At 71.7% G+C, this 24452-nt stretch carries 22 protein-coding genes; 6 read left to right on the forward strand and 16 right to left on the reverse strand.

What is annotated here, in order from left to right; translation table 11 throughout:
- Nucleotides 1-47: 47 nt before the first annotated feature.
- Nucleotides 48-1232: a DNA integrity scanning diadenylate cyclase DisA gene (disA, locus tag ACIBD9_RS01675; protein WP_030327921.1), complete on the forward strand. Its 1185-nt coding sequence runs from the start codon at nt 48-50 to the stop codon at nt 1230-1232.
- Between the two features lie 6 nt (nt 1233-1238).
- Here the strand turns inward: disA and ACIBD9_RS01680 are convergent, their stop codons facing one another.
- From ACIBD9_RS01680 to ACIBD9_RS01690, 3 genes are all read right to left on the reverse strand, one after another.
- Nucleotides 1239-1955, reverse strand: coding sequence for a hypothetical protein (locus ACIBD9_RS01680; protein WP_396713578.1), 717 nt, complete (start codon nt 1953-1955; stop codon nt 1239-1241).
- 106 nt (nt 1956-2061) lie between these two features.
- Entirely contained in the window at nt 2062-2634 is a 573-nt protein-coding gene (locus tag ACIBD9_RS01685; protein ID WP_396713580.1) for a peptide deformylase, read from the reverse strand.
- Nucleotides 2631-3143, reverse strand: coding sequence for a glycine cleavage system protein R (locus ACIBD9_RS01690; RefSeq protein ID WP_396713582.1), 513 nt, complete (start codon nt 3141-3143; stop codon nt 2631-2633). Before ACIBD9_RS01690 ends, ACIBD9_RS01685 begins: the two co-directional genes overlap by 4 nt.
- Nucleotides 3144-3239: 96 nt before the next feature.
- On the opposite strand from ACIBD9_RS01690, the gene ACIBD9_RS01695 reads away from it, so the two are divergent.
- On the forward strand, nt 3240-4151 hold the full coding sequence (locus tag ACIBD9_RS01695; RefSeq protein ID WP_396713584.1) for an A/G-specific adenine glycosylase: 912 nt from the start codon (nt 3240-3242) through the stop codon (nt 4149-4151).
- A 400-nt stretch (nt 4152-4551) separates the two neighbouring features.
- Here the strand turns inward: ACIBD9_RS01695 and ACIBD9_RS01700 are convergent, their stop codons facing one another.
- The 3 genes from ACIBD9_RS01700 to lysS form a co-directional block, all read right to left on the reverse strand.
- A complete protein-coding gene (locus ACIBD9_RS01700; RefSeq protein ID WP_396713586.1) occupies nt 4552-7095 on the reverse strand; it encodes an ATP-dependent Clp protease ATP-binding subunit in 2544 nt (847 codons plus the stop codon).
- A gap of 615 nt (nt 7096-7710) precedes the next feature.
- Nucleotides 7711-8055, reverse strand: a complete 345-nt coding sequence (locus ACIBD9_RS01705) for an Lsr2 family protein (RefSeq protein ID WP_036392792.1) — start codon at nt 8053-8055, stop codon at nt 7711-7713.
- Between the two features lie 112 nt (nt 8056-8167).
- Entirely contained in the window at nt 8168-9676 is a 1509-nt protein-coding gene (lysS, locus tag ACIBD9_RS01710) for a lysine--tRNA ligase (protein WP_396713588.1), read from the reverse strand.
- An 88-nt stretch (nt 9677-9764) separates the two neighbouring features.
- On the opposite strand from lysS, the gene ACIBD9_RS01715 reads away from it, so the two are divergent.
- Nucleotides 9765-10505, forward strand: a complete 741-nt coding sequence (locus ACIBD9_RS01715) for a class I SAM-dependent methyltransferase (protein WP_396713590.1) — start codon at nt 9765-9767, stop codon at nt 10503-10505.
- Nucleotides 10506-10541: 36 nt separating this feature from the next.
- On the opposite strand, the gene ACIBD9_RS01720 is transcribed toward ACIBD9_RS01715, so the two are convergent.
- From ACIBD9_RS01720 to ACIBD9_RS01755, 8 genes are all read right to left on the reverse strand, one after another.
- Nucleotides 10542-11300, reverse strand: coding sequence for a type III pantothenate kinase (locus ACIBD9_RS01720; RefSeq protein WP_238660076.1), 759 nt, complete (start codon nt 11298-11300; stop codon nt 10542-10544).
- 17 nt (nt 11301-11317) lie between these two features.
- Complete coding sequence (gene nadC, locus ACIBD9_RS01725; RefSeq protein WP_396713593.1) at nt 11318-12211, reverse strand: carboxylating nicotinate-nucleotide diphosphorylase; 894 nt, start codon at nt 12209-12211, stop codon at nt 11318-11320.
- The gene (locus tag ACIBD9_RS01730; RefSeq protein ID WP_396713595.1) at nt 12211-13905 is read right to left on the reverse strand and encodes an L-aspartate oxidase; all 1695 of its coding nucleotides are present in this window, start codon (nt 13903-13905) and stop codon (nt 12211-12213) included. Before ACIBD9_RS01730 ends, nadC begins: the two co-directional genes overlap by 1 nt.
- Before the next feature lie 98 nt (nt 13906-14003).
- Nucleotides 14004-14900, reverse strand: a complete 897-nt coding sequence (locus tag ACIBD9_RS01735) for a septum formation family protein (RefSeq protein WP_396713597.1) — start codon at nt 14898-14900, stop codon at nt 14004-14006.
- A 96-nt stretch (nt 14901-14996) separates the two neighbouring features.
- Nucleotides 14997-15425 (reverse strand): aspartate 1-decarboxylase, encoded by a 429-nt coding sequence (gene panD / locus ACIBD9_RS01740; RefSeq protein WP_030327945.1) that lies wholly within the window; start codon nt 15423-15425, stop codon nt 14997-14999.
- Nucleotides 15426-15469: 44 nt separating this feature from the next.
- Entirely contained in the window at nt 15470-16318 is an 849-nt protein-coding gene (panC, locus tag ACIBD9_RS01745; protein WP_396713599.1) for a pantoate--beta-alanine ligase, read from the reverse strand.
- Nucleotides 16315-17283 carry a Rossmann-like and DUF2520 domain-containing protein gene (locus ACIBD9_RS01750; protein ID WP_396713601.1) on the reverse strand — a complete coding sequence of 323 codons (969 nt, stop codon included), beginning with the start codon at nt 17281-17283 and terminating at the stop codon, nt 16315-16317. The genes panC and ACIBD9_RS01750 overlap by 4 nt, the downstream gene beginning before the upstream one ends.
- 127 nt (nt 17284-17410) lie before the next feature.
- A complete protein-coding gene (locus ACIBD9_RS01755) occupies nt 17411-17980 on the reverse strand; it encodes a TetR family transcriptional regulator (protein WP_396713603.1) in 570 nt (189 codons plus the stop codon).
- A gap of 120 nt (nt 17981-18100) precedes the next feature.
- On the opposite strand from ACIBD9_RS01755, the gene ACIBD9_RS01760 reads away from it, so the two are divergent.
- The 3 genes from ACIBD9_RS01760 to ACIBD9_RS01770 all read left to right on the forward strand — a co-directional run bounded on the left by ACIBD9_RS01760 (nt 18101) and on the right by ACIBD9_RS01770 (nt 21589).
- The gene (locus ACIBD9_RS01760) at nt 18101-19009 is read left to right on the forward strand and encodes an SDR family oxidoreductase (RefSeq protein WP_396713605.1); all 909 of its coding nucleotides are present in this window, start codon (nt 18101-18103) and stop codon (nt 19007-19009) included.
- A gap of 91 nt (nt 19010-19100) precedes the next feature.
- Complete coding sequence (locus ACIBD9_RS01765) at nt 19101-20405, forward strand: SAM-dependent methyltransferase (protein WP_396713607.1); 1305 nt, start codon at nt 19101-19103, stop codon at nt 20403-20405.
- The gene (locus ACIBD9_RS01770) at nt 20402-21589 is read left to right on the forward strand and encodes an NADH-quinone oxidoreductase subunit D (protein WP_238661369.1); all 1188 of its coding nucleotides are present in this window, start codon (nt 20402-20404) and stop codon (nt 21587-21589) included. The genes ACIBD9_RS01765 and ACIBD9_RS01770 overlap by 4 nt, the downstream gene beginning before the upstream one ends.
- Nucleotides 21590-21607: 18 nt before the next feature.
- Here ACIBD9_RS01770 and ACIBD9_RS01775 read toward each other — a convergent pair whose 3' ends face one another.
- On the reverse strand, nt 21608-23281 hold the full coding sequence (locus ACIBD9_RS01775; RefSeq protein ID WP_396713609.1) for a hypothetical protein: 1674 nt from the start codon (nt 23279-23281) through the stop codon (nt 21608-21610).
- A gap of 100 nt (nt 23282-23381) precedes the next feature.
- Complete coding sequence (locus ACIBD9_RS01780; protein ID WP_396713611.1) at nt 23382-24386, reverse strand: glycine betaine ABC transporter substrate-binding protein; 1005 nt, start codon at nt 24384-24386, stop codon at nt 23382-23384.
- Nucleotides 24387-24452: the final 66 nt, after the last annotated feature.

A 24452-nucleotide genomic window follows, 5' to 3' on the forward strand; every position in this document is an offset into this window, starting at 1 on the left:
AGTAACCACGACAGCACCCACCGCACGGCAGTCCGTAGACTGTGCCCGTGCCGATCGACCGCGATACCACCAAGCCAGCCGGCGCGCCGCCCCAGGCCCGCACCGGCGCCGTGGGCTCGCCCGCCCGCCCGATCAGCGTGAGCGTGACCGCGGGAGCCGCCGGGAGCGCCGGAGATCCGCTGCGGGCCAATCTCGCCCTGATGGCCCCGGGCACCGCCCTGCGCGATGGCCTGGAGCGCATCCTGCGCGGCCGCACGGGCGCGCTCATCGTGCTCGGCTACGACAAGGTGGTCGAGGGCCTGTGCACCGGCGGCTTCCCGCTGGACGTGGAGTTCTCCGCGACCCGGGTACGCGAGCTGTGCAAGATGGACGGCGCTGTCGTGCTCTCCAGCGACGGCACCAGAATCGTCCGGGCGGCCGTGCACCTGATGCCCGACCCGTCCATCCCGACGGAAGAGTCCGGCACCCGACACCGCACCGCCGAGCGGGTGGCCCGCCAGACCGGCTACCCGGTCATTTCGGTCAGCCAGTCCATGCGGATCATCAGCCTCTACGTCAACGGCCAACGGCACGTGCTCGACGACTCGGCGGCCATCCTCTCCCGTGCCAACCAGGCGCTCGCCACCCTGGAGCGTTACAAGCTCCGGCTGGACGAGGTCTCCGGCACGCTCTCCGCCCTGGAGATCGAGGATCTGGTCACCGTGCGGGACGCGGTGGCCGTGGTGCAGCGACTGGAGATGGTTCGCCGCATCGCCGACGAGATCGCCGGTTACGTGGTGGAGCTGGGCACCGACGGCCGCCTGCTCGCCCTGCAACTCGACGAGCTGATGGCCGGCGTGGACGCCGACCGCACCCTGGTCATCCGGGACTACCTCCCCGTCGGCCGTAAGTCGCGCACCCTCGACGAGGCCCTTGTCGAGCTGGACCTGCTCGGTGCCACCGAGCTGATCGACCTGGTGTCGGTGGCCAAGGCGATCGGCTACCCGGCCGCGTCCGACGCGCTCGACGCCGCGGTCAGTCCGCGCGGCTTCCGACTGCTGGCCAAGGTGCCCCGGCTACCGGTGGCGGTGGTCGACCGCCTGGTGCTGCACTTCGGCAGCCTCCAGCGTCTGCTCGGCGCAACCGTGGAGGACCTGCAAGCCGTCGAAGGGGTCGGTGACGCCCGGGCCCGCGGCGTCCGGGAAGGGCTGTCCCGGCTCGCCGAGGCATCCATCCTGGAACGCTACGTCTGACCCGCCTCAGCCGGTGACGGTGAGCTTCACCGGGTCGCTGAGCTTCGTGCCGACCCGAGCGAACACCTGGTACGACCCGACCGGCGGGAAAGGCCCGGCGGCCAGCGCACCGTCACAGCGGCTGGTGTCGCGCCCGTTCCACGGCACCTGGTAGGAGCGCTCGAAGTTCGGCGTGAAGCTTTGCACGTCCGAGCCCACGACCTTGCCGCAGGTGTCCGACGACCAGACCTTCTCGGCCCCGGACTTGATGAAGATCTCCTGAAGGTCGGCGCCGACGTTGCGACTGCACGTCCGGTCCGACGTGTTCTTGATCCTCAGTTGCAGCTCGACCACCGCGCCCCGCTGCACCGAGGTCGGACTCGCCGACGAGACCACGCTGATCTCCTCATCGGTGCAGGTGCCGTCGTCCTCCGCACCGGCGGCCGCCCCCAGCGGCGGTGTGTTGCTGGTGATCGCCGGGCTCGGATTCGTCGCACCCGAATCAGCGGACGCCGACGATGACGGGCCCCCGGTCTGCGGTGTCAGCACCGGCCCGCCGGGACCAGACGTCGCGGCGGACGTCGCCGACGGCGAACCTCCCGCCTTCGGCTCCTGACCGCCGGAACCACCCGAACCGGTGCAGGAGTAGAGCAGGACAATCAGGAACAGAAACCCCGCTCCGAGTACGACGGCGCGACGCCGCCAATACACGGCGGGTGGCAGGGGGCCGACCGTCAGACGCATGATGCCCTCCACCGTAGCCGCGCCGTACCCGGCAGTGCGGCGCGACGCGCCGGAACCACTCCGAGGCGCCCGCACCACCCTCCACTGGGGACAGTCCGGCACCCGATCACAGGTAGACCTTGCGCTGATAGACCGCGTGCGCACCGGCCACCCGGTCCAGGAAGAGTAGCCCCGCGCAGTGGTCGATCTCGTGCTGCAACGCCCGAGCCTCGAAGCCGTCGGTCACCAGCCGGACCGGCTCGCCGCTGCCCGGCAGATCACCCTCCACCACCAGCCGGCTGGCCCGCTTCACGTCCCCGGTCAGGTCCGGCACCGACATGCAGCCCTCCCGGCCCGGCTTCCACCGCGTCGCCTCGACCACCCGCGCGTTGCACAACACGAAGACGCCGTGCACCGTCACCGCCTTCGGGTGCCCGGTCACGTCGACGGCGAAGACCCGAGCGCCCACCCCGACCTGCGGCGCGGCCAGCCCGACGCAGCCCGGCGAGACCTTCATGGTGGCTATCAGGTCGGCCGCGAGTTGAACCGTCTCCTTGGCCGTGGGGTCAACCTCGTCCGCCGCCCGACTCAGCACCGGGTGCGGGGCGGACACCACCGCCCGCACCTCGCCCGGCACGTCCAGCGACTCCGGTGTCCAGTCCCCCAGGCCGACCTCCGGCCCGCGCTCCTCGCCGGTCACAACAGATCCGGGTCCGCCGGCCGGAGGGTGACCTCCACGCCCAGCTCCGAAGCCGTCCGGTGCAGCCGGTCGATCAGAGTGTCCGCCACACCGGCCGGCAACTCGACCTCCGCCAGGACCACGTAGAGCGCACCGGTCAACCGGGTACTCAGGTCGGTGACATTCCCCCCGGCGTCCACCAGCGCCCGCGTCATCGCCGCGACGATCCCCATCCGGTCCGAACCGTGCACCGCCATCACGTACGGCTCACCCGCCGGAGGCACATCGCCGTCCGGGGTGACCGCGCGTACCGTCGCCAGCAGTTGGCCCTCGGCGGCCAGCGGCGCCAGGGCGGCCTCGACCTCGGCGGCGGCCGGACCGGTACAGATGAGGGTCATCGCGAAATGCCCCCGCAGCCGCGTCATCGTGCTGTCGGTGAGGTTCGCGCCCAGTCGGGCCAGCACCTCCGCGACGTCGGCCACGATGCCCGGCCGGTCCCGACCGATGACGGTGATCGCGAGCTCGTTCATCCGCGCATTCTCCCCCGTCCGCCGAACGACGACGTGGCACCCCGCCCGAGCCGCCCACCCAACGGGAACGCCGGGCGTGACATCATCGACGACGCCATGACTCAACCCGACTTCGCCACCCTGGTCAGCCGGTGGTTCCAACAGCACGCCCGTGACCTGCCATGGCGCGAGCCCGGGGTCACCCCGTGGGCCATCCTGGTCAGCGAGGTCATGCTCCAGCAGACACCCGTGGTCCGGGTGGTGCCGGCCTGGCAGGCATGGCTGGCCCGCTGGCCGGAGCCGGCCGCGTTGGCGGCGGACACCCCCGCCGAGGCGATCCGGATGTGGGGACGCCTCGGCTACCCCCGCCGGGCGGTCCGACTACGCGAGTGCGCCGTCGCGATCGTCGACCGGCACGGCGGCCAGGTGCCGGACCGGCTGGAGCAACTGCTGGCACTGCCCGGCGTCGGCACCTACACGGCGCGGGCGGTGGCAGCCTTCGCGTACGGGCAGCGGCACCCGGTCGTCGACACCAACGTACGCCGGGTCGTGTGCCGGGCGGTGGCCGGCGAACCAGACGCCGGACCGGTCACCCGACCGGCCGACCTGGTCGCCACCGAAGAACTGCTCCCCACGGAACCCGCCGCGGCGGCGCTGGCCAGCGCCGCGTTCATGGAACTGGGCGCGCTGATCTGCACCGCCCGGTCACCGCGCTGCACGGCCTGCCCCGTCGAGTCGGTCTGCGCCTGGCGGGCGTCCGGCCAGGAGGCGCCCGCGGGGCCAACCCGCCGACCCCAGCGGTACGCGGGCACCGACCGACAGGTCCGCGGCCTGCTGCTCGGAGTGCTCCGGGACAGCACCGGGCCGGTCCCACACCAGCGGCTGGACCAGGTCTGGACCGACGACCTGCAACGCGCCCGCGCCCTCGCCGGCCTGGTGCAGGACGGGCTGGTCGAACCCGCCGGCACCGACTCCTTCCGCCTGGTCGGCGACGGCCCGTCCCTCCCAACCGCCGACCTCAGCACCTGACCGTCGGCCCCACCCAGCGCATTCCGCACGGGACCCACGCGCCGCATGCAACACGCGCCGCACGCCGCACAGGCCACAGCCGCCGCAAGCGCCGCACGCCGCACACGCCACACGCGCCGCACGCCCGCCGCAAGATCGCGCTCGATCCTGGATGTAGTGGTCTCGGGCGCGCCGGATGCCACTACATCCAGGATGTTGCGCGATCTTGTGGGCGGTGGCCTGCACCAGGAGCGAGGCAGGACACCGCTGAGCTCACCGCCCTGCCCACCGTCACGCCCCGCGGATCTTGCGGGGGCGGGCTGCGTGAGGCGGGTGCGGTGGGGTTTGGCCTGTGGGGGTCGCGCAAAAGGCGGGGCCCCGGTGGCTTTCGCCACCGGGGCCCCGCCCACTGCTGGTTGTGTTACTCGTCCACGCCTGCGGCGGCGGTGCCAGCGGCAGTGCCACCGAGGTCGGCCGGGACGGCGTCCGGAACTTCAACCGGCTTGTCCGAGCCCCGGAAGACGAGCTTGGAGTTGTCGATGTCGTCCGGGTCGCCTTCGCAGTCGACCACGACGATCTGACCCGGGGTCAGCTCGTTGAACAGGATCCGCTCGGAGAGGTTGTCCTCGATGTCGCGCTGGATCGTGCGACGAAGCGGACGGGCACCGAGCACCGGGTCGAAGCCCTTCGCGGACAGGTACTTCTTGGCGCTGTCGGTCAACTCCAGACCCATGTCCTTGTTCCGCAGCTGGCCCTCGATCCGCTGGATCATGATGTCCACGATCGAGAGGATCTCGCTCTGGCGCAGCTGGTGGAAGACGATGGTGTCGTCGATCCGGTTGAGGAACTCAGGCCGGAAGTGCTGCTTGAGCTCGTCGTTGACCTTCTGCTTCATCCGGTCGTAGTTGGACTCGGAGTCCTCCGACTGCTGGAAGCCCAGCGACACCGCCTTGGCGACGTCACGGGTGCCCAGGTTGGTGGTCAGGATGATGACCGTGTTCTTGAAGTCCACGATCCGACCCTGACCGTCGGTGAGCCGACCGTCTTCGAGGATCTGCAGGAGCGTGTTGAACACGTCCGGGTGGGCCTTCTCGATCTCGTCGAAGAGGACCACCGAGAACGGCCGACGCCGCACCTTCTCGGTCAGCTGCCCGCCCTCGTCGTAGCCGACGTAGCCGGGAGGGGCACCCACGAGCCGGGAGACCGTGTAACGGTCGTGGAACTCGGACATGTCCAGCTGGATGAGGGCGTCCTCGCTGCCGAAGAGGAACTCGGCGAGCGCCTTGGACAGCTCGGTCTTACCGACACCGGACGGGCCGGCGAAGATGAACGAGCCCGACGGGCGCTTCGGGTCCTTCAGGCCGGCCCGGGTACGCCGGATCGCCTTCGAGACCGCCTTGACCGCGTCCTCCTGGCCGATGACGCGCTTGTGCAGCTCGTCCTCCATGCGCAGCAGGCGGGAGGTCTCCTCCTCGGTCAGCTTGTAGACCGGGATGCCGGTCCAGTTGCCGAGCACCTCGGCGATCTGCTCGTCGTCAACCTCGCTGACGACGTCCAGGTCACCGGCCTTCCACTCCTTCTCCCGCTGAGCCTTTTGGCCCAGGAGCTGCTTCTCCTTGTCGCGCAGCTGGGCGGCGCGCTCGAAGTCCTGCGCGTCGATCGCGGACTCCTTGTCGCGACGCACCTGGGCGATGCGCTCGTCGAAGTCACGCAGGTCTGGCGGCGCGGTCATCCGACGGATCCGCATCCGGGCACCGGCCTCGTCGATCAGGTCGATCGCCTTGTCCGGGAGGAAGCGGTCGGAAATGTACCGGTCGGCCAGGGTCGCGGCAGCCACGAGAGCTGCGTCGGTGATGCTCACCCGGTGGTGAGCCTCGTAGCGGTCACGCAGGCCCTTGAGGATCTCGATGGTGTGGGCCAGCGACGGCTCACCCACCTGGATCGGCTGGAAGCGGCGCTCGAGAGCGGCGTCCTTCTCCAGGTGCTTGCGGTATTCATCCAGGGTGGTGGCACCGATGGTCTGCAGCTCACCACGGGCCAGCATCGGCTTGAGGATGCTCGCGGCATCGATCGCGCCCTCGGCGGCACCCGCACCCACCAGGGTGTGGATCTCGTCGATGAACAGGATGATGTCGCCGCGGGTGCGGATCTCCTTGAGCACCTTCTTGAGGCGCTCCTCGAAGTCACCGCGATAGCGGGAACCGGCGACGAGCGCGCCCAGGTCGAGCGTGTAGAGCTGCTTGTCCTTGAGGGTCTCGGGCACCTCGCCCTTGATGATCTTCTGGGACAGGCCCTCCACCACGGCGGTCTTACCGACGCCGGGCTCACCGATCAGGACCGGGTTGTTCTTGGTACGGCGGGAGAGCACCTGCATGACCCGCTCGATTTCCTTCTCGCGCCCGATGACCGGGTCGAGCTTGCCCTCGCGGGCGGCCTGAGTCAGGTTGCGGCCAAACTGGTCCAGCACCAGGCTGGTCGACGGCGCGGCCTCACCCGGCGCGGCGCCCGCAGCAGCAGGCTCCTTGCCCTGGTAGCCGGAGAGCAGCTGGATCACCTGCTGGCGGACCCGGTTGAGGTCGGCGCCGAGCTTGACCAGCACCTGGGCGGCGACGCCCTCGCCCTCACGGATCAGCCCGAGCAGGATGTGCTCCGTGCCGATGTAGTTGTGGCCGAGCTGCAGCGCCTCGCGCAGCGACAGCTCCAGCACCTTCTTGGCCCGCGGCGTGAACGGAATGTGCCCGCTCGGCGCCTGCTGGCCCTGGCCGATGATCTCCTCGACCTGCTGACGGACGCCCTCCAGGGAGATGCCGAGGCTCTCCAGGGCCTTTGCCGCGACGCCTTCACCTTCGTGGATCAGGCCCAGCAGGATGTGTTCCGTACCGATGTAGTTGTGGTTGAGCATCCGGGCCTCTTCTTGGGCCAGGACGACAACCCGTCGCGCTCGGTCGGTGAACCGCTCGAACATGCCCTCGTGCTCCTCACGTGCCGTGCGCCTTGATGGTCAAGATCTTGGCGGGGCCGGTGCACGAACGTCCGGGACGGGCGTCCGTGCCTCCTTACTCTATCGTCGCTGACCGACTCAGCTGAGGTCGTGTGTCTCTGGTCTGGGTCGGTTCCACGTCGTTTTGAACAACCGTCCGCGCTCAGGAGGTGTTCCGGTAGCCCTGTCGCTACGCGCAGAGCGAAATCCGACTGGCTCCACGGAAGCCCGATCCGGGGTCCGGAGGCGTTCCGGGAGGCTCCGGGAGGCTCCGGGAGGGCGGACCGGGGGTCGCGACGAGCGCCGCGCCCAGCCCTGGGAGAGGTTGTCCACAGGCTGTGGATAGTTGCTCCACTGGTTGTGGACAACGTCGGTCGGCCCGGAATGCTTCCCGGCCCCCGAACGGGCCCGGCGGGGCCGCCCCGAACGACCCGGCGGGGCCGCCCCGACCAACCCGGCGATGCCGCACCGAAGCGGCGATGCCGCCTTAAACCGGGCATGGCGAAGCCGCCCGGATACGGCGACGCCGGCCCGGAGAACTCCTCCGGCCCGGCGTCGGTGTCGCCTGCGGTGGCGGCTGGCCACCAAACTGCTGACGGATCAGCGCTTCGCGTGGAACTCGTCCACGATCTCCTGCGGGATACGACCCCGGTCCGAGATGTCCTTGCCGGCCTTCTTGGCCCACTCCCGGATCGCCTTGTTCTGCTCCCGATCGGCGGTCGCGCCACCGCGACCGCGGGCAGCCCGCCCACCGATCACGACACCACCCCGGCCGACCTTGGTACCGGCACCGACGTACGACGCAAATGCATCGCGCAATTTCGCGGCGTTGGCGCTCGACAGGTCGATCTCGTACTGAACGCCGTCGAGGGCGAACTTGACGGTCTCGTCCGCGTCCCCGCCGTCCAGGTCATCGACCAGCTTGTGAATGATCTGCTTGGCCACGTCCCACATTCCTTTCGAGCAGGGTGCTCCTGCTAACGAGAGCACAATAACCCGTGCGCCGCTCGTCGCGTCAATAGGATCCGGTTACGGCTCGGCGTGAGCCGGAGGAGGACTACTCCGGGCGGACCAACGGGAAGAGGATCGTTTCCCGAATTCCGAGCCCGGTCAGGGCCATCAACAGCCGGTCGATTCCCATTCCCATACCGCCGGCCGGCGGCATTCCATACTCCATCGCCCGAAGGAAGTCCTCGTCGAGACGCATCGCCTCGTCGTCGCCACGGGCGGCCAACTGCGCCTGGGCCACCAGCCGTTCCCGCTGCACGACCGGGTCGACCAGCTCGGAGTACGCGGTGCCCAACTCGAAGCCGAGCACGTAGAGGTCCCACTTCTCGGCCAGCCCCGGCTCGCTGCGGTGGGCCCGGGTGAGCGGGCTCGTCTCCTCCGGGTAGTCCCGTACGAAGGTGGGCGCCTCCAGGCCAGGAACGACCAGTTCCTCGAACAACTCCTCGGCCAGCTTGCCCGGGCCCCACTTTGGGTCCACGGCCAATCCCACCTTGTCCGCGTACTCCACGAGGCGGGAGCGTTCGGTGCGAACGGTGACCTCCTCGCCCAGTGCTTCGGAAAGCACGCCGAACAACGTCACGGACCGCCACTCGCCGCCCAGGTCGAACTCTCGACCGTCGGCGTGGGTCACCACCGTCGAGCCGCTCACCGCGATCGCCGCCTGTTGCACGAGATTGCGGGTCAACTCGGCCATCGTGTCGTAGTCGCCGTACGCCTGGTACGTCTCCAGCATCGCGAACTCCGGCGAGTGCGAAGAGTCGACACCCTCATTACGGAAGTTGCGGTTGATCTCGAAGACGCGGTCGACACCGCCGACCACAGCGCGCTTGAGAAACAGTTCCGGAGCGATTCGCAGATACAGATCGGTGTTCAACGCATTGCTGTGGGTCACGAACGGTCGGGCCGCCGCGCCCCCATGCAGCAGTTGCAACATCGGCGTTTCCACCTCGATGAAGCCCTGCCCGTGCAGTGAATCGCGCAGACTGCGTACCGCTGCGGCCCGGGTACGCACCATCTCCCGTGCCTGCGGCCGGACAATCAGGTCCACGTAACGCTGCCGGACGCGCGCCTCCTCGGAGAGGGGCTTGTGGGCCACCGGCAACGGTCGCAGCGCCTTGGCGGTCATCTCCCAATGCTGGGCCAGCACCGACAGCTCGCCCCGGCGGCTGGTGATCACCTCACCGGTGACGCCGACGTGGTCACCGAGGTCGACGAGGCGCTTCCACGCCTCCAGCCGCTCCGGCCCGACCCGGTCCAGGGACAGCATCGCCTGCAACTCGGTGCCGTCGCCGTCCCGCAGGGTCGCGAAGCAGAGCTTGCCCGTGTTGCGTACGAAGATCACCCGGCCGGTGACCGCGACCTGGTCGCCGGTCGCGGTGTCGGTCGGCAGGTCGGCGTAGCCCGCCCGGATCTGCGCGAGGGTGGTGGTACGGGGGAAACCGACCGGGTAGGGCTCGACGCCCTCGGCGAGCATCCGGTCCCGCTTCTCCCGGCGGACCTTCATCTGCTCGGGAAGGTCGTCGGCGGGGTCCACTGGCACGGGGTTCTGCTCGCTCACGGCACGCTTCCTCGTCACGGAGATACAGGGGGTCAGGCCCGAGCGTACTCAAGCGGTCCGGAGGCCGTTACGGGATAACCTGCCCGTCATGGTCGATCACACTCACGCCCTGTCGTTCGGTGTCGCCGCGAGTGATTACGACCGCTTTCGACCACGTTATCCCGAGGCTGCGGTCCGCTGGGCGCTCGACGGGCTGAGCGAGGCCCGGGTGGTCGATCTCGCGGCGGGCACCGGCATCCTGACCCGTGCCGTGCTGGCCCTGGGCCACGAGGTCGTACCGGTGGAGCCCGATCCGGGGATGCGGGCGCAACTCGCCGCCAGCACCCAGGGCACGACGGCCCTGGCGGGCAGCGCCGAGGCCATGCCGCTGCCCGACTCGGCGGCGGACGCGGTGCTGGTCGGGACGGCGTACCACTGGTTCGACCGGGAGCCCGCGCACGCCGAGATCGCCCGGGTGCTCCGTCCCGGTGGCGCCTTCGCCCCAATCTGGAACATCCGGGACGACAGCGTCGACTGGGTGGCCGAGCTGGGTCGCATCGCCCACTTCGGGGACAAGTCGACCCTCCAACTCATCGGCGAGCACCCCGACTTCGGCCCCGCGTTCGACACCGTCGAGCGGCGCGAGTTCACGCACCGCACCACGCTCACCCCGGACGAGCTGCTCGGCGTGGTCCGCACCCGCTCGTACTGGCTCACCGCCACCACGGAGGACCAGCGGCGGGTCGAGCGGGAGCTGAGCGAACTCCTGAACACCCACCCCGCCCTGGCTGGCCGGGACACCGTCGAGCTGCCGTACCGGACGGTTGTACTGCGCGCCCGGCGGCGCTGACGCCCGCACGGAGGCCGGCCCCGACGGCGGCCGGGGTCACAGGTTGCGTTCGTAGACCATCCGCAGGCCGATCAGCGTGATCATCGGCTCGTGGTGGGTGATGCTGCGACACTCGTTGATCACCAGGGAGGCCAGGCCGCCGGTGGCGATCACCGCCCGCACCTCGCCCAACTCCTCGGTCATCCGCTCGACGATCCGGTCCACCTGCCCGGCGAAGCCGAAGTACAGGCCGGCCTGGAGGCACTCCACGGTGTTCTTGCCGATCACCGAGCGGGGCTTGGTGGCCTCGACCTTGCGCAGCTGCGCGGCCCGGGCGGCCAGCGCGTCGAAGGAGATCTCGATGCCCGGGGCGAACGCGCCACCGAGGAACTCACCGCGCTCGCTGATCACGTCGAAGTTCGTGGTGGTGCCGAAGTCCACCACGATCGACGGGCCGCCGTAGAGGGTGTACGCGGCCAGGGTGTTCACCACCCGGTCGGCGCCGACCTCCTTCGGGTTGTCGATCGCCAACTGCACGCCGGTCCGCACTCCCGGCTCGACCACCACGCTCGGCAGGTCGGCGTAGTAACGCTTGAGCATGGTGCGCAGCGACCGCAGCGCGGCCGGCACCGTGGAGCAGGCGGCCACACCGGTGATCTCGACGTTGTCCCCGGCGAGCAGACCCCGGAACATCAGGCCCAGCTCGTCCGCCGTCGAACGGGCATCGGTCTTGATCCGCCAGGAGTGCACCAGCTTGTCGCCGTCGAAGGTCGCCAGCACGGTGTTGGTGTTTCCGATGTCGATGCAGAGCAGCACGCACGCAGCCTAGACAACTACTCGGTGCGCAGGTCCAGCGCGATGTCCAGGATCGGCGACGAGTGGGTCAACGCGCCCACCGAGAGGAAGTCCACGCCGGTGGCCGCGTACCGGCCGGCCACCTCCAGGGTCAGCCCGCCGGTTGCCTCCAGCTCCGCCCGGTCACCCACCGCGGCCACCGCCTCGGCCAGCAGCTCCGGCGTCATGTTGTCGCAGAGCAGGAAGTCGGCCCCGGCCTCCACCGCCTCCACCGCCTCGTCGACAGTGGTCACCTCGACCTGCACCGGCACCTCCGGGAACGCCTCCCGGACCCGCCGGTAGGCCGCCGTGATGCCTCCGGCCGCCAGCTTGTGGTTGTCCTTGATCATGGCCACGTCGTAGAGGCCCATCCGCTTGTTGGTGCCGCCGCCGGCCCGCACCGCGTACTTCTCCAGCGCCCGCAGGCCCGGCGTCGTCTTGCGAGTGTCCAGCACCATCGCCTTCGTGCCGGCCAGCGCGTCCGCCCAGGCCCGGGTGTGGGTGGCCACCCCGGACATCCGGCAGAGCAGGTTGAGCGCCGTCCGCTCGGCCGTCAGCAGCAGCCGGGTCGGGCCGGTGACCGTCGCCAGCACGTCGCCGCGGGCCACCCGCTCGCCGTCGCGGGCCAACACCGACACCTCGACGGTACGACCGAAGCCCGTCACCTCGCCCACCAGCTCGAACACGGCGGCGGCCACGGCCATCCCGGCCACCACCCCGTCCGCGCGGGCCACCAGGTCGGCGGTGTCGGTCTGCTCCGCCGGAATGGTGGCCACGCTTGTGACGTCCAGGAAATCCGGGCCCAGATCCTCGACCAGCGCGCCCTCGATCACCTGCCGCACCAACGCCGGATCCAGCCCGGCCGCCCGCAACGCCGTCTCCGTCGACTCCATCACGAGTTTCCCTCCCACTGTTGCGTCACCCGGCCCTGCGCCCCGACCGCCCCGACCAGATGGCCCAGCCACCGTTCGTCGGCCGTCGGGAAGTCCTCCCGCCAGTGGCAACCCCGGGTCTCGCCACGGGCGTACGCGGCGGCGACAAGCGTCGACGCCACCGTGAGCAGGTTCGTCGCCTCCCAGTCGGCGGTTCGTGGCCGGCCCCGGGCAACGCCCAACTCGGTCAACGTCCCGGCCGTCCCGGCCAGCGTCGCCGCGGATCGGAGCACGCCGGCCCCCCGGGTCATCGCCCGTTGCAGGGTCGGCGTCACCTCTGCGGGCAGCACCCAGCCGGTACCCCCGCGCCAGGCGCCGGTGTCCGCCGGCTGAGCCTGCTCGGGCAGGCCGGCCGCGATGTCCTCGGCGATCCGCCGGGAGAAGACCAGACCCTCCAGCAGTGAGTTGCTGGCCAGGCGGTTCGCGCCGTGCACGCCCGTGCAGGCCACCTCACCGCAGGCGTACAGGCCGGGGATGGAGGTCCGGCCGCGCAGGTCGGTCCGGACCCCGCCGGAGGCGTAGTGGGCCGCCGGCGCCACCGGGATCAGGTCGGTCGCCGGGTCCACGCCGATCGCCAGGCAGGACGCCACGATGGTGGGGAACCGACCGGCCAGGAAGTCGCCGCCCAGGTGCCGTGCGTCGAGGAAGACGTGGTCCGCGCCGGTGGCCAGCAGCACCCGGTGGATGCCCTTGGCCACCACGTCCCGGGGTGCCAGCTCGGCCAACTCGTGCTGGCCCACCATGAACCGCTTGCCGTCGGAGTCCACCAGGTACGCGCCCTCGCCGCGCAGCGCCTCGGAGACCAGCGGCTGTTGCGCGTGCCCGGCACCGGGCACCCCCGCGCCGGGCGGGGTGATCAGGGCAGTCGGGTGGAACTGGACGAACTCCACGTCGGTCACCGCCGCGCCGGCCCGCAACGCCAGCGCCACCCCGTCCCCGGTGGAGACGGCCGGGTTGGTGGTGGCCGAGAAGATCTGCCCCATCCCGCCGGTGGCGAGCACCACCGCACGGGCCAGCAGCGCGCCGACGCCGTCCTCGCTGCCCTCACCCAACACGTGCAGGGTGATCCCGCAGGCCGGGCCGAGCCCATCCGGGCCGTCGCCGGGCGCGCGCAGCAGGTCCAGGACGAGGGCGTGCTCGACCAGCCGGATCCACGGGTCGCGTTGCACCGCGGCGTGCAGGGCCCGCTGCACCTCCGCGCCGGTGGCGTCCCCGCCGGCGTGCACGATCCGGTCCGCCCGGTGCCCACCCTCTCGGGTCAGCATCAGCGAACCGTCCGGGTGACGATCGAACTCGGCGCCGATTCGCATCAGCTCACGGAGCCGGGTCGGGCCCTCCTCGACCAGCACCCGGACCGCCGCCGGGTCGCACAGCCCCACCCCGGCGACCTCGGTGTCCCGGGCATGGGCCGCCGGTGTGTCGGCCGGGTCGAGCACGGCGGCGATGCCGCCCTGCGCCCACCGGGTCGAGCCGTCATCAATGTTGACCTTGGTTACCACCGTGACGTGCAGACCCGCCTCCCGCAGGTGCAGCGCCGCGGTCAACCCGGCCACGCCGGAACCCACCACGATCACGTCGGTGGTCTCCACCCAGCCGGGTGCGGGCGCGGCCAGCAACACGGGCAGGGCAGGCAGGTCGACGGTCGGGAGGTCCATCCCCCCAGTCAACCCGAACCATCCTCGCCCGGGGCGGCGGGGGCGGGACGAGTGTTTTGGGCTACCCCGTCCGGCGCGCGTCGGGCGTCAGGCCGTGGTCACTTCGTCCGGACCGGTAGCCCGGCCGGGCCCGCGCCCTTCAACGAGGCGGTCACCGTACGGTGGCTGAGCCACAGATAGCAGCGGACGCCCCGGTCACCGACCTTCCAGCGCCCCGCCCCCGGCGGTCGGACCACCACACCGCTGCGGACGCGCAGCGTGGCGTCGTCCGGAACGCCCACGTACCGGGCGAGGACGCTGCGACAACCCGTGTAGAGCGGCGCCCAGTCGGCATCCCGGGTCGGGTACGCCCGGTCCGGTGCGCGCCACACCCCGACGAACTCGGCGTCGTGCTGTTTGCCGCACTCCACCGGGGTCAGCGTCTGCACCCCCCGGCCGGCGCCACCGCGGGTCTGCTGGCAACCGAGGCGTAGCCCGGTGGGCCCCTTCAACGCGTCCCGCAGACTGCCCGACCGGACCACCACGGTGGCCGCCGCCTCGACCGTGGTCAACTCGGTGAGGTCGCACCGGAACCAGCGGGAACCCGCCGCCCAGCCCGGCCCGTTGGGCAGCGCCACGGACAGCCGCAGCCGGCCCGCCCGCCAGTCGTCACCCACGTAGCCGGTCGCCCGGGTGTCGCACTCGGCGAACGCGCCGCGCAGCTCCGGCGAGCCACCCGCCGGAGCGGTCGTCCGCTCGGCTGGGAACACCCCGACATGCACGGTCTCCAGGCGGTGCGGCCCGGCGCAGTCCACCGGCTCGTAGCTCGCCAGGCTGACCAGATCGGTGAAGTCGGCGGCGTGGCACACACCGGCGGCCGGGGTGAACGCCGACGGTGCCGGCAACGCCGCCCAGTCGTCGGTCAGATCACCGTCCAGGCCCCCGGACCCGGCACAGCCCACCAGCAGCGCCGCCGTGGCAACAGCGGCGAACAGGGTCGTCATGGCACGGCGCATCGCGGCCTCCCCCAGCCACCGACCGGCTTCCGCCAGCGTGCCCAGGGTAACCGGAAATGACCTTCCGGTAACAGACCGGAATCGCGGTACGCGGGATCAGACTCCGGACACGGCCAGCGGGCTGGGCACCGGGTTCCCGGCCGTGCCGGGTGCCGCCGCAGCCGGGTCGGCACCCAACTCGATGACCCGGTTGTCGGCGTCGACGTGCACGACCCGTGGCCGGTAGGAGCGGGCCTCGGCGTCGTCCATCTGCCCGTACGAGATCAGGATGACCAGGTCACCGGGGTGCACCAGGTGCGCGGCGGCGCCGTTGATGCCGATCACGCCGCTGCCCCGCTCGCCCGGGATCACGTACGTCTCCAGCCGGGCGCCATTGGTGATGTCCACGATCGCCACCTGCTCGCCGGGGAGCAGGTCGGCGGCGTCGAGCAGATCCTCGTCCACAGTCACCGAACCGACGTAGTGCAGGTCGGCCTGGGTCACCGTGGCCCGGTGGATCTTCGACTTGAGCATGGTCCGCAACATCGGGGTGGCCTTTCGCGGGATTGGTGGAGGGTGGTGTGGCCGGGTCACGGACGCGGGGCGAGGTGGATCGCCGCGTTGTCGATCAACCGGGTGGCGCCCACCCATGCGGCGATCACCAACCGGGCCGGCCCGGACACCGGCCCCGGTTCCAACTCGGGATCGGTGAGCACCAGGTAGTCGAGGCGGGCACCGGGCGTACCGGCCCCGAACGCGGCGTGCGCGGCGGTCAGCACCGCCCCCGCGTCCAGGCCGTCGTCTGCGGCCCGCGCACCGGCCCGCAGCGCGGCGGACAGACTCAGCGCGGCGGCCCGCTCCGCTTCGCTCAGGTAACGGTTGCGGCTGGAGAGCGCCAGCCCGTCCGGCTCCCGGACGGTCGGCACGCCGACCACCTCGACCGGCACGTCCAGGTCACGAGCCATCCGCCGGACCAGGGTGAGCTGCTGGTAGTCCTTCTCGCCGAAGAACGCCAGGTCCGGTCGGGTGAGCTGGAGCAGCTTCAGCACCACGGTGAGTACGCCGTGGAAGAAGCCGGGACGACTCGCCCCCTCCAACTCCGCGCCGAGCGGACCCGGGTCGAGGCGTACACGGGGCTGCCCGTCCGGATACATGTCCGCCACCGACGGGGCGAAGACCAGGTCGGCGCCCGCCCGCCGGCACACCTCCAGGTCGTCGTCGAGGGTGCGCGGGTAGCGGTCGAAGTCCTCGTTCGGACCGAACTGCAACGGGTTAACGAAGATCGTCACCAGCACGTGGTCGGCCTGTTCCCGGGCCGCGCGCAGCAACGTCTCGTGCCCGGAGTGCAGCGCGCCCATGGTCATCACCACCCCGACCGTGCCCTTCAACCCGGTCCGCGCCTCGGCCAACTCGGCGCGCGTGTGCACGACCTGCGTCATGCCGCCACCTCCCGGCTCGTCTCGGCGAGCACGCCGAGCAGCGACTGTGCGTCCACCGGCCGCAGACGGCCGGCGGCGATCGCCCGGTCGGCGGTACGACGGGCCAGCGCCAGATACGCGGGGACCGACTCCGGCGCGGTGGCGGCCAGCCGGGCCAGGTGCCGCTCGACAGTGCCCGCGTCGCCGCGGGACACCGGCCCGGTCAACGCGTCGTCACCGAGGCGCAACGCGTTCTCCAGGGCGGCCCGCAGCAGCGGGGCGAGCACCTTCTCCGGGCGGGACACCCCGGCGTCCCGCAGCCGGTCGGTCGCCTCGTTGACCAGGGTCACCAGGTGGTTCGCACCGTGCGCGAGCGCGGCGTGGTAGAGCGGGCGGTCCGCCTCGGCCACCCACTCCGGCACGCCACCCAGGTCGGCGACCAGCCGGGCGGCCAGCGGACGCAGATCCGTCGGGGCGGTCACCCCGTACGAGATGCCGGCCAGCCGGGGGAGGTCGTCCGGCGTACCGGTGAAGGTCATGGCGGGGTGGAGGGCCAGCGGCCGGGCGCCCGCCGCGACGGCCGGCCCCAGCACGGCCAGCCCGTGCGCTCCCGACGTGTGCGCGACGATCTGACCCGGATGCAACGCACCCCGCTCCGCGAGGTCGGCGACCACGCCGGCCAGCGCGTCGTCCGGCACCGCGATCAGCAGCAGGTCGCTGGCGGCGCGGGCCACGGAGACGGCCGGGCTGCGCGGCGCGTCGGGCAACAGCAGGGCGAGACGGGCGCGGCTGGCCCCGGAGTCGCCCGCCACGGCCACCACCCGGTGCCCGGCGGCGGCGAGCGCGGCGCCCAGGACGGCGCCGACCCGACCGGCGCCGACGACGCCGACGGTGAGAAGACGGGGAGGGGCGCCGGTGACGGCGCGGTCCCGCGGTGTGGCAGGCCCAAACTGGGCGGCCGGGCGCGGGCGCAGCGGTGCGCTCATGACGACGATCCAGTCCTCGAGAAGGGGTACCGGTCGATCGCAAGTATGCGCCCGCGTCACGGGACCGAAACAGAAGGTGTGAAAACGTTCACCACCGAAGGAAGGGCACGGTAGTGACCGGTCGGCCTCAGCCCGGGGCCGTCGTGAGCGTGCGTAGTTCGGTGGCGACCTCGGCGATCAGGTCGGCGAACGAGCCGCCATCGCTCTCGGGTGCGACCCAGCGGGCGAGCGCCACCCGGAAGACCATCACACCGGACTCGGTCGCCAGGGCGGCGGTCGTCTCGCTGAGGCCCTTGGCACGCAGAGCGGCGGCGACCGCGGCCGTCAGCGAGCTCGTCTTGCGCAGCTCACGCTCCTGCAACTCGGGACTACTGGCAATGATCGACTGGCGCATCCGGACCAGCTCGAGGCGGTCGGTGAAGATCTGCTCCGCCACCTGGCGGAAGGCGGCGACGACCGCCTCGAACGGCCCGGCGTCCGTCTCGGCCACCGCCTTGACCAGAACCTCCTCCAACTGCTCGCCGCCGCTGAAGAGCGCCTCGCGTTTGTCGCCGAAGAGTCGGTAGAAGGTGCGCTTGTCGAGCCCGGCTCGGGTGGCGATGTCGGCGACCGTCGTCTGCTCGAAGCCGCGCTCGCGGAACAGCTCGAAGGCGGCCGCCTCCAGGCGGCCACGCGCGTCGGGTTGCCAGCGGGCCATGCGGCGATGGTATCCGATGTCACGCTGCGACATTCTTTTCGGCCGCGCCATGTCACATCGCGACATCGTGCGGTACGGTGATGTCACAAGGCGACATGACCATCCCACAAAGGAACCACCATGCGCGTATTCGTCACCGGTGCCTCCGGCCACCTCGGCTCCGCGGTCGTACCGAAACTGATCTCCGCCGGACACGACGTCGTCGGCCTGGCCCGCTCCGACACGTCCGCCGCCGCCATCGAGAAGCTCGGCGCCGAGGTACGCCGTGGCGACCTCTCCGACCTCGACGCGCTTCGGGAGGAGGCGGCCGGCTCCGACGGGGTGGTCCACCTGGCGTTCCGCCACGACCTCCTGGTCACCGGCGACCTGGCCGGCGCCGCCGAGGTCGACCTGGCGGCTCTCACGGCACTCGCCGACGGCCTGGCCGGCTCCGGCAAGCCCTTCGTCGGCACGGGCGGGACAGCAATGCTCGTGCTGGGCGGCATCGTCGGCCGCCCCGGCACCGAACGCGACACCTTCCCGGGCGGCGGCTACCGGATCGACGCGGAAAACTTGGTGGCCGGCCTCGCCGCCCGCGGTGTTCGCTCCTCCGTCGTCCGGCTCCCCATCGTGCACAGCTCGCTGGACCACGTCGGCTTCCTCACCACCATCATCGCGGCGGCCCGGCAGCACGGGTACGCCGCGTACGTCGGCGAGGGCACCAACAGGTGGTCGGCCGTGCACACGCTCGACGCGGCCGAGCTCTACCGACTCGCCCTCGAAAAGGCCCCGGCCGGTGCGCGCCTGCACGCTGTCGCCGACGCGGGAGTTCCCTTCCGGCAGATCGCCGAGGCCGTCGGCCGCAACCTCGACATCCCGGTCCGGAGCATCAGCCCCGACGAGGCGAGCGGTTACTTCGGCTTCCTCGAGACGTTCGCGCAGCTGGACAACCCGACGTCGTCCGCCGTCACGCGCGAGCTGCTGGGCTGGACCCCCGCCCACCCCGACCTGATCGCCGACCTGGACGCGGGGCACTACTTCCAGGCGTGAACCACGACCGCACGGCCGGGGATCACGAGTCGCGCCGGACCGGTGACCGTAGGGTCGGCACGGTGACACACCCCGAACGCGGAGGGAACTGATGTCGATCCGGTGGCGGGACGCGATGAGCCAGGCCCTCTACGGGCCGCACGGCTTCTTCGTCGCCGGCGCCGGGCCGGCCGACCACTTCCGAACCAGCGTGCACGCCTCCCCGGCCTTCGCCACCGCCCTGCTACGGCTGGTCTCTCAGGTCGATGCGACCCTCGGCCACCCTGACCGACTCGATGTTGTCGACGTCGGTGCGGGTCGGGGTGAGCTGTTGCTCACCCTGCTCAGGCTCGTCGCGTCGGATAGCGCCGTCGAGGTTGCGGTGGGGGTTTCCGGGGAGCCCACCCGCTCCGGGCGGTCAGGCTTGATCCCTGCGCGGGCGGGCTCCCCGGAAACCCTGACTCCCACGGCCGCCGCCCGCCGGTCGCTCGACGAGCCGTCGTCCGGCACCGCCCGTCCGTCGCTCGCGGAACGGGTGCGCTTCACAGCCGTCGAGTACGCCACGCGCCCCGAGAACCTGCCCGAAGAGATCAACTGGACCTCCGAGATCCCCGCCGAGATCACCGGAGTGCTGCTCGCCACCGAGTGGCTGGACAACGTCCCGCTGGACATCGCGGTGCACACCGAAGACGGCTGGCGATACGTGCTGGTCGACCCCGAAAGTGGCGTGGAGACGATCGGTGAGACGGTCAGCCCCGCCGATCTCGACTGGCTCACGACCTGGTGGCCCAGCCCCGGGACCTTGCCCAGCACGGACAGTGCCCCGAATCCGGAGGCGACCAGGACGGACGCGACCAGCGGAAGCGAGTCGGGTTTCGGCGCAGCCCGGCCGGCGGAGGGATCAAGCCTGACCGCCCGGAGCCGGCCGGGCTGCCCCGAAACCCCGCACAGCGACCACCGAGCAGAGATCGGCAGACCACGGGACGAAGCCTGGGCCAACGCGGTGCGCAAGATCGAGCGAGGGCTCGCGCTGGCAGTCGACTACGGGCACCTGCGGGACAGCAGGCCGGTGGATGGGACGTTGACCGGGTACCGGGGTGGGCGGCAGGTGCCGCCGGTGCCGAACGGGTCGAGTGATGTGACCGCGCACGTGGCCATGGACTCGGTCGCCTCCGCTGGTGCGGCGGTCGCCCGGTGCGCGTACTCCCTGGTCTCGCAGCGGGAGGCGCTGCGGGCGCTCGGGGCCGACGGCGGGCGACCGCCGCTCAGCCTGGCCGGCACCGACCCGGTCGGCTACGTGCGGGCGCTGGCCGCCGCGTCGGCGGTGGCCGAGCTGACCGACCCGGCCGGGCTCGGCGGGCACCTGTGGTTGCGCCAGCCGGTCGGCATCCGCCTCGGGCCGGCCGTGGCACGATGACGGGCATGACCACCGACGCCGGGGCCCTCCGTGAACTGACCGTCGGCACCGGAGCCGGCCTGGTCGCCGGCACCGGTGATCAGCAGCTCGGCACCGACATGGTGCTGAACATCGGCCCGCAGCACCCCTCCACCCATGGTGTGCTGCGGTTGAAGCTGGTGCTCGACGGCGAACGGGTGGTCGCCTGCGAACCGATCGTCGGTTACATGCACCGGGGCGCCGAGAAGCTCTTCGAGGTGCGTGACTACCGGCAGATCATCGTGCTCGCCAACCGGCACGACTGGCTCTCGGCGTTCTCCAACGAGCTGGGTGTGGTGCTCGCGGTGGAACGCCTGATGGGCATGGAGGTGCCGGAGCGGGCCACCTGGCTGCGGATGGCCCTCGCGGAGCTGAACCGGGTGCTCAACCACCTGATGTTCCTCGGCTCGTACCCGTTGGAGATCGGGGCGATCACGCCGATCTTCTACGCGTTCCGGGAACGCGAGACCATCCAGGCGGTGATGGAGGAGGTCTCCGGCGGCCGGATCCACTACATGTTCAACCGGGTGGGTGGCCTCAAGGAGGAGGTGCCGTACGGGTGGACCGGGCGTGCCCGCGCGGCCATCGGTGAGGTGCGCCGCCGGCTGCCCGACCTGGACCACCTGATCCGGCGTAACGACATCTTCCTGGCTCGTACCGTCGGCGTGGGCGTGCTGTCCGCCGCGGACGCCGCCGCGTTCGGCGCTTCCGGGCCGGTGGCCCGGGCCTCCGGGCTCGACCTGGACCTGCGCCGCGACGATCCCTACCTGGCCTACGACGAGCTGGACGTGCCGGTGGTCACCAAGACCGCCGGCGACTGCCACGCCCGGTTCGAGGTGCTGCTCGACCAGGTGTACGCGTCGCTGGACCTCGCCGAGCAGTGCCTCGACCGGGTGGACCGGCTGACCGGGCCGATCAACACCCGGCTGCCGAAGGTGCTCAAGGCGCCGGAGGGGCACACGTACGCCTGGACGGAGAACCCGCTCGGCATCAACGGCTACTACCTGGTGTCCCGCGGTGAGAAGACGCCGTGGCGGTTGAAGTTGCGCACCGCCTCGTACGCGAACGTGCAGGCGTTGGCCACCCTGCTCCCCGGCTGCCTGGTCCCGGATCTGATCGCAATCCTCGGCTCGATGTTCTTCGTGGTCGGCGACATCGACAAGTGATCCGGGTCGCCTGACCGGTCACCGCCAGCGGTCTGCGGGCGGCGCGCCACCGGCACGCGGTACGTCGTCCTGGGGTGGGTAGCCGTAGCGCTCGTCGACCCGCCGCCGGCCGGTCCGCTCCGGCGCGGGTTCCGCCTGGTGGCCGCGTTGGCGCGGTGGGCGCCACTCGTCCGGCACCGGCACGCCGCCCACCGGCAGCGCCGGCCTGCCCGGCTCGGCCCGCCGGCCACCGTCGCGGTCGTGGCGGCGCGCCGGCTCGTCCCGGGGGTACGACTCCCGCTCCTCGTACCGGCGCGGCTCTTCATACCGGCCGGAGTCCTCGTACCGGCCGGCGTCCTCGTGGCGGCGCGGCTCCTCGTGGCGGCGCGGCTCCTCGTGGCGGACGGCGGCCCAGCGGTCGGCCACCCGGTACTCGGTGCCGGTGGCGTCGGCGTGCACCTCGGCCCGGCGTTCGCCGACCCGCAGCTCGCGGCCGTTCTCGTCGTCGCGGACGGCGGCCCAGCGGTCACCGGCCCGCAGCTGCGACCAGTACTCGCCGGTGTCGTCGGCCCGCAGCGGCGGTCCGGGCTGCGGCGCCGCGGCGCCCGCCCGATCACGCTGCTCCGACCAGCCCCGATCGTCCGGGCTGTCCCAGGAGCCCGCCGCCGGCCGCTCCGGGGTGCGGTGCGACCGGGCCGCCGGGGCGGGCTCGTCGGGCTGGGCGTACGCGTCGCGCCGATCGGTCCACTCCGGTTCGTCCCGGCGGCCAGTCCAGCCCGGTTCGTCGCCGTATCCGGCTCGGGGGCGCTCCTCCGGCTCGCTTCTCGCTCGGCCGGCCGGGCGGGGGCGCTCGTCCGCGTCGCCGCCCCGGGTCCACTCCTGCGCGGGTGGGGTCCACTGACCGGCGTACCCGCCGCCGTAGCGCCCGGCCGGCTCGGCCGGGCCGCCGTCCACCACTGTGTGTCGGGTGGTGACGTGCACGGTCTCGGTGTGTCGGACCACGCCACCCGGCCGGTGCGCCGCCTCCGGGCGGTCGTGTTCGCGGGGGCGGGCCGAGCCGTACGCGGTGGCGGCCGGCCGTTCCCCGCCGTACATTCCGGCGGCGGCCGGCGGTTCGGGGGCCTCCTGTGCGTACGCCGGCTCGTCGTCGTCCGGGTGCTCGGGGCGCCCCCAGTGGGGCGCGTCATCGGGGCCGGCCACCCGTGCGCGGCCGGCCGGCGCGTCCAGCGGGACGCGGCTACGGGCCACCGGCGCGTCGTCCACCGGCGGCTCGACGGCGGCCACCCGCGCCCGTCCGGCGCCCGCCGGTTCGGCAGCGGGGACGGCACCGGCGAGGGCCGCACCGCTGGCGTCGAGGCGGCGGCGCACCACGGCGATCCCCTCCTGGGCCCGTTGCGCCTGGTCGAGGGCCTGGTTCCCGCGTTGGGCGGCGGCCACGATCTCGCTGCGCAGTTCCCGACGCAGTTCCTCGATCTCGTCCAGCAGCTCGTCGGTCCGCGCCGAGGCGCCCTCGCCGTCCGGCCGCAGCGCGATGGAGAGACCGATCAGCACCACCGCGAGAATGGCGAGCACCGCGGCGAAGCGCAGCGGGCCGTTGCCGTCGGCCACCAGCAGGATCAGCGCCGCCACCGGCGCGAGAGCGACGCCCGCCCAGAAGAGCATGGTCAGCAGCGATGGTTGACGCCGGGCGTCAGAGGTGGCCGGGGCTGGCATGGATGTGCAGCCTACCGACGATATCCAGCGGAGGGAACGGGGTCCCCGGGACGCACGGACGCCCCCGCCCGGTCGGGGCGGGGGCGTCCTCAGCATGTGCTCAGCTGGTGGCGAAGGCGCCATCCGAGGAGAAGATCAGACCCACGCTGATCGAACCGTCGCGCAGCCCGCTCTTGGTCAGCGGCCCGCCCTGGTCGAGCGAGGAGAACTTGCCGACCGACAGCCCGTACGTCTTCTCCAGGCCCGGCTTGCAGAACGGACGCTGCTCGCACTCCGGCGGGCCACCGAGCACGGTCGCGCTGCCGGAGCACTTCGCCGCCAGCTCGGAGAGGGTCCGTACGCCGTACTTGTCGGCGAAGGCCTGGGTCACCGCGAAGGCGTTCTGGTCCTGTGCGGCGGCCGGGGTGCCGAACGTGAGGCCGGCCTTGTCGCCCTCGGCCTTGAGCGCGGTCACCGTCGTGTTGATGTCCGGCGAGGAGACCGGCTGCGCGTTCTGGCCGTTGGCCTTGGTGTTGAGGAACTCGGCCATGGTCGCCGCGTACTCCGGGACGACCTGGATCTCGCCCTTCTCCAGAGCCGGCGCGTACAGCTCCCGGTTGCCGATCTGCTGCACCTTGACCTGGTAGCCGGCGGCGGTGAGCGCGATCCGGTACAGCTCACCCAACGTCTGACTCTCGGCGAAGTTGCCGGCGCCCACCACGATGTTGCCGCCCGGGCCCTTGGCGATGCCCGCGGTGAGGTTGTTCGCGCTGGCAAACTCTTCGGCCGCCACCTTGGGGGTCTTGCGGTCCTCGTTGACGGCCTTGTTGAGCTGGATCAGCTTCGGGGTGTCCAGCGCGGCGGAGACCTTGTCCAGTGCGGCGAGCAGTTGGGGGTTGGCCGCCTTGCTGTTGACCGCGGGGATGACGTTGTCCGAGTTCTGGAGCTTCTTGTCGTCCTGCAGAGCGATGAGCTGCTGGCCCGCGACCGGGGCGCACCCGGCGCCGGAGGCGCTCGTCTGGGGTGCGTCGGTGCCGGACGAGCCGGCGTCGCCGCAGCCGGTGAGGAGTGCTGCCCCGGCGACAGCGCTGACCGCCCCGATCGCCAGACGTGTACGTGCGCGCATGTGCCCGCCTTCCGTGTCCCGGCGCGGCCCGTCCCGGGCCGGCCGCGTGTCCGACGGGCGATCCTG

Origin of the sequence: Micromonospora sp. NPDC050784 (genome assembly GCF_044456765.1) — a bacterium.
In the GTDB taxonomy this organism is placed as follows: Bacteria; Actinomycetota; Actinomycetes; order Mycobacteriales; family Micromonosporaceae; genus Micromonospora; species Micromonospora foliorum.

What these genes read in the sequence shown, in the direction of transcription:
- panD (WP_030327945.1), bottom strand. Translation starts at nt 15,425, where the DNA reads ATGTTGCGGACCATGCTCAAGTCGAAGATCCACCGGGCCACGGTGACC.
- ACIBD9_RS01750 (WP_396713601.1), bottom strand. Translation starts at nt 17,283, where the DNA reads ATGAGCGCACCGCTGCGCCCGCGCCCGGCCGCCCAGTTTGGGCCTGCC.
- ACIBD9_RS01770 (WP_238661369.1), top strand. Translation starts at nt 20,402, where the DNA reads ATGACGGGCATGACCACCGACGCCGGGGCCCTCCGTGAACTGACCGTC.
- panC (WP_396713599.1), bottom strand. Translation starts at nt 16,318, where the DNA reads ATGACGCAGGTCGTGCACACGCGCGCCGAGTTGGCCGAGGCGCGGACC.
- ACIBD9_RS01690 (WP_396713582.1), bottom strand. Translation starts at nt 3,143, where the DNA reads ATGAACGAGCTCGCGATCACCGTCATCGGTCGGGACCGGCCGGGCATC.
- ACIBD9_RS01765 (WP_396713607.1), top strand. Translation starts at nt 19,101, where the DNA reads ATGTCGATCCGGTGGCGGGACGCGATGAGCCAGGCCCTCTACGGGCCG.
- ACIBD9_RS01755 (WP_396713603.1), bottom strand. Translation starts at nt 17,980, where the DNA reads ATGGCCCGCTGGCAACCCGACGCGCGTGGCCGCCTGGAGGCGGCCGCC.
- ACIBD9_RS01695 (WP_396713584.1), top strand. Translation starts at nt 3,240, where the DNA reads ATGACTCAACCCGACTTCGCCACCCTGGTCAGCCGGTGGTTCCAACAG.
- ACIBD9_RS01700 (WP_396713586.1), bottom strand. Translation starts at nt 7,095, where the DNA reads ATGTTCGAGCGGTTCACCGACCGAGCGCGACGGGTTGTCGTCCTGGCC.
- ACIBD9_RS01735 (WP_396713597.1), bottom strand. Translation starts at nt 14,900, where the DNA reads ATGCGCCGTGCCATGACGACCCTGTTCGCCGCTGTTGCCACGGCGGCG.
- nadC (WP_396713593.1), bottom strand. Translation starts at nt 12,211, where the DNA reads ATGGAGTCGACGGAGACGGCGTTGCGGGCGGCCGGGCTGGATCCGGCG.
- ACIBD9_RS01715 (WP_396713590.1), top strand. Translation starts at nt 9,765, where the DNA reads ATGGTCGATCACACTCACGCCCTGTCGTTCGGTGTCGCCGCGAGTGAT.
- ACIBD9_RS01680 (WP_396713578.1), bottom strand. Translation starts at nt 1,955, where the DNA reads ATGCGTCTGACGGTCGGCCCCCTGCCACCCGCCGTGTATTGGCGGCGT.
- ACIBD9_RS01775 (WP_396713609.1), bottom strand. Translation starts at nt 23,281, where the DNA reads ATGCCAGCCCCGGCCACCTCTGACGCCCGGCGTCAACCATCGCTGCTG.
- ACIBD9_RS01730 (WP_396713595.1), bottom strand. Translation starts at nt 13,905, where the DNA reads ATGGACCTCCCGACCGTCGACCTGCCTGCCCTGCCCGTGTTGCTGGCC.
- ACIBD9_RS01760 (WP_396713605.1), top strand. Translation starts at nt 18,101, where the DNA reads ATGCGCGTATTCGTCACCGGTGCCTCCGGCCACCTCGGCTCCGCGGTC.
- ACIBD9_RS01780 (WP_396713611.1), bottom strand. Translation starts at nt 24,386, where the DNA reads ATGCGCGCACGTACACGTCTGGCGATCGGGGCGGTCAGCGCTGTCGCC.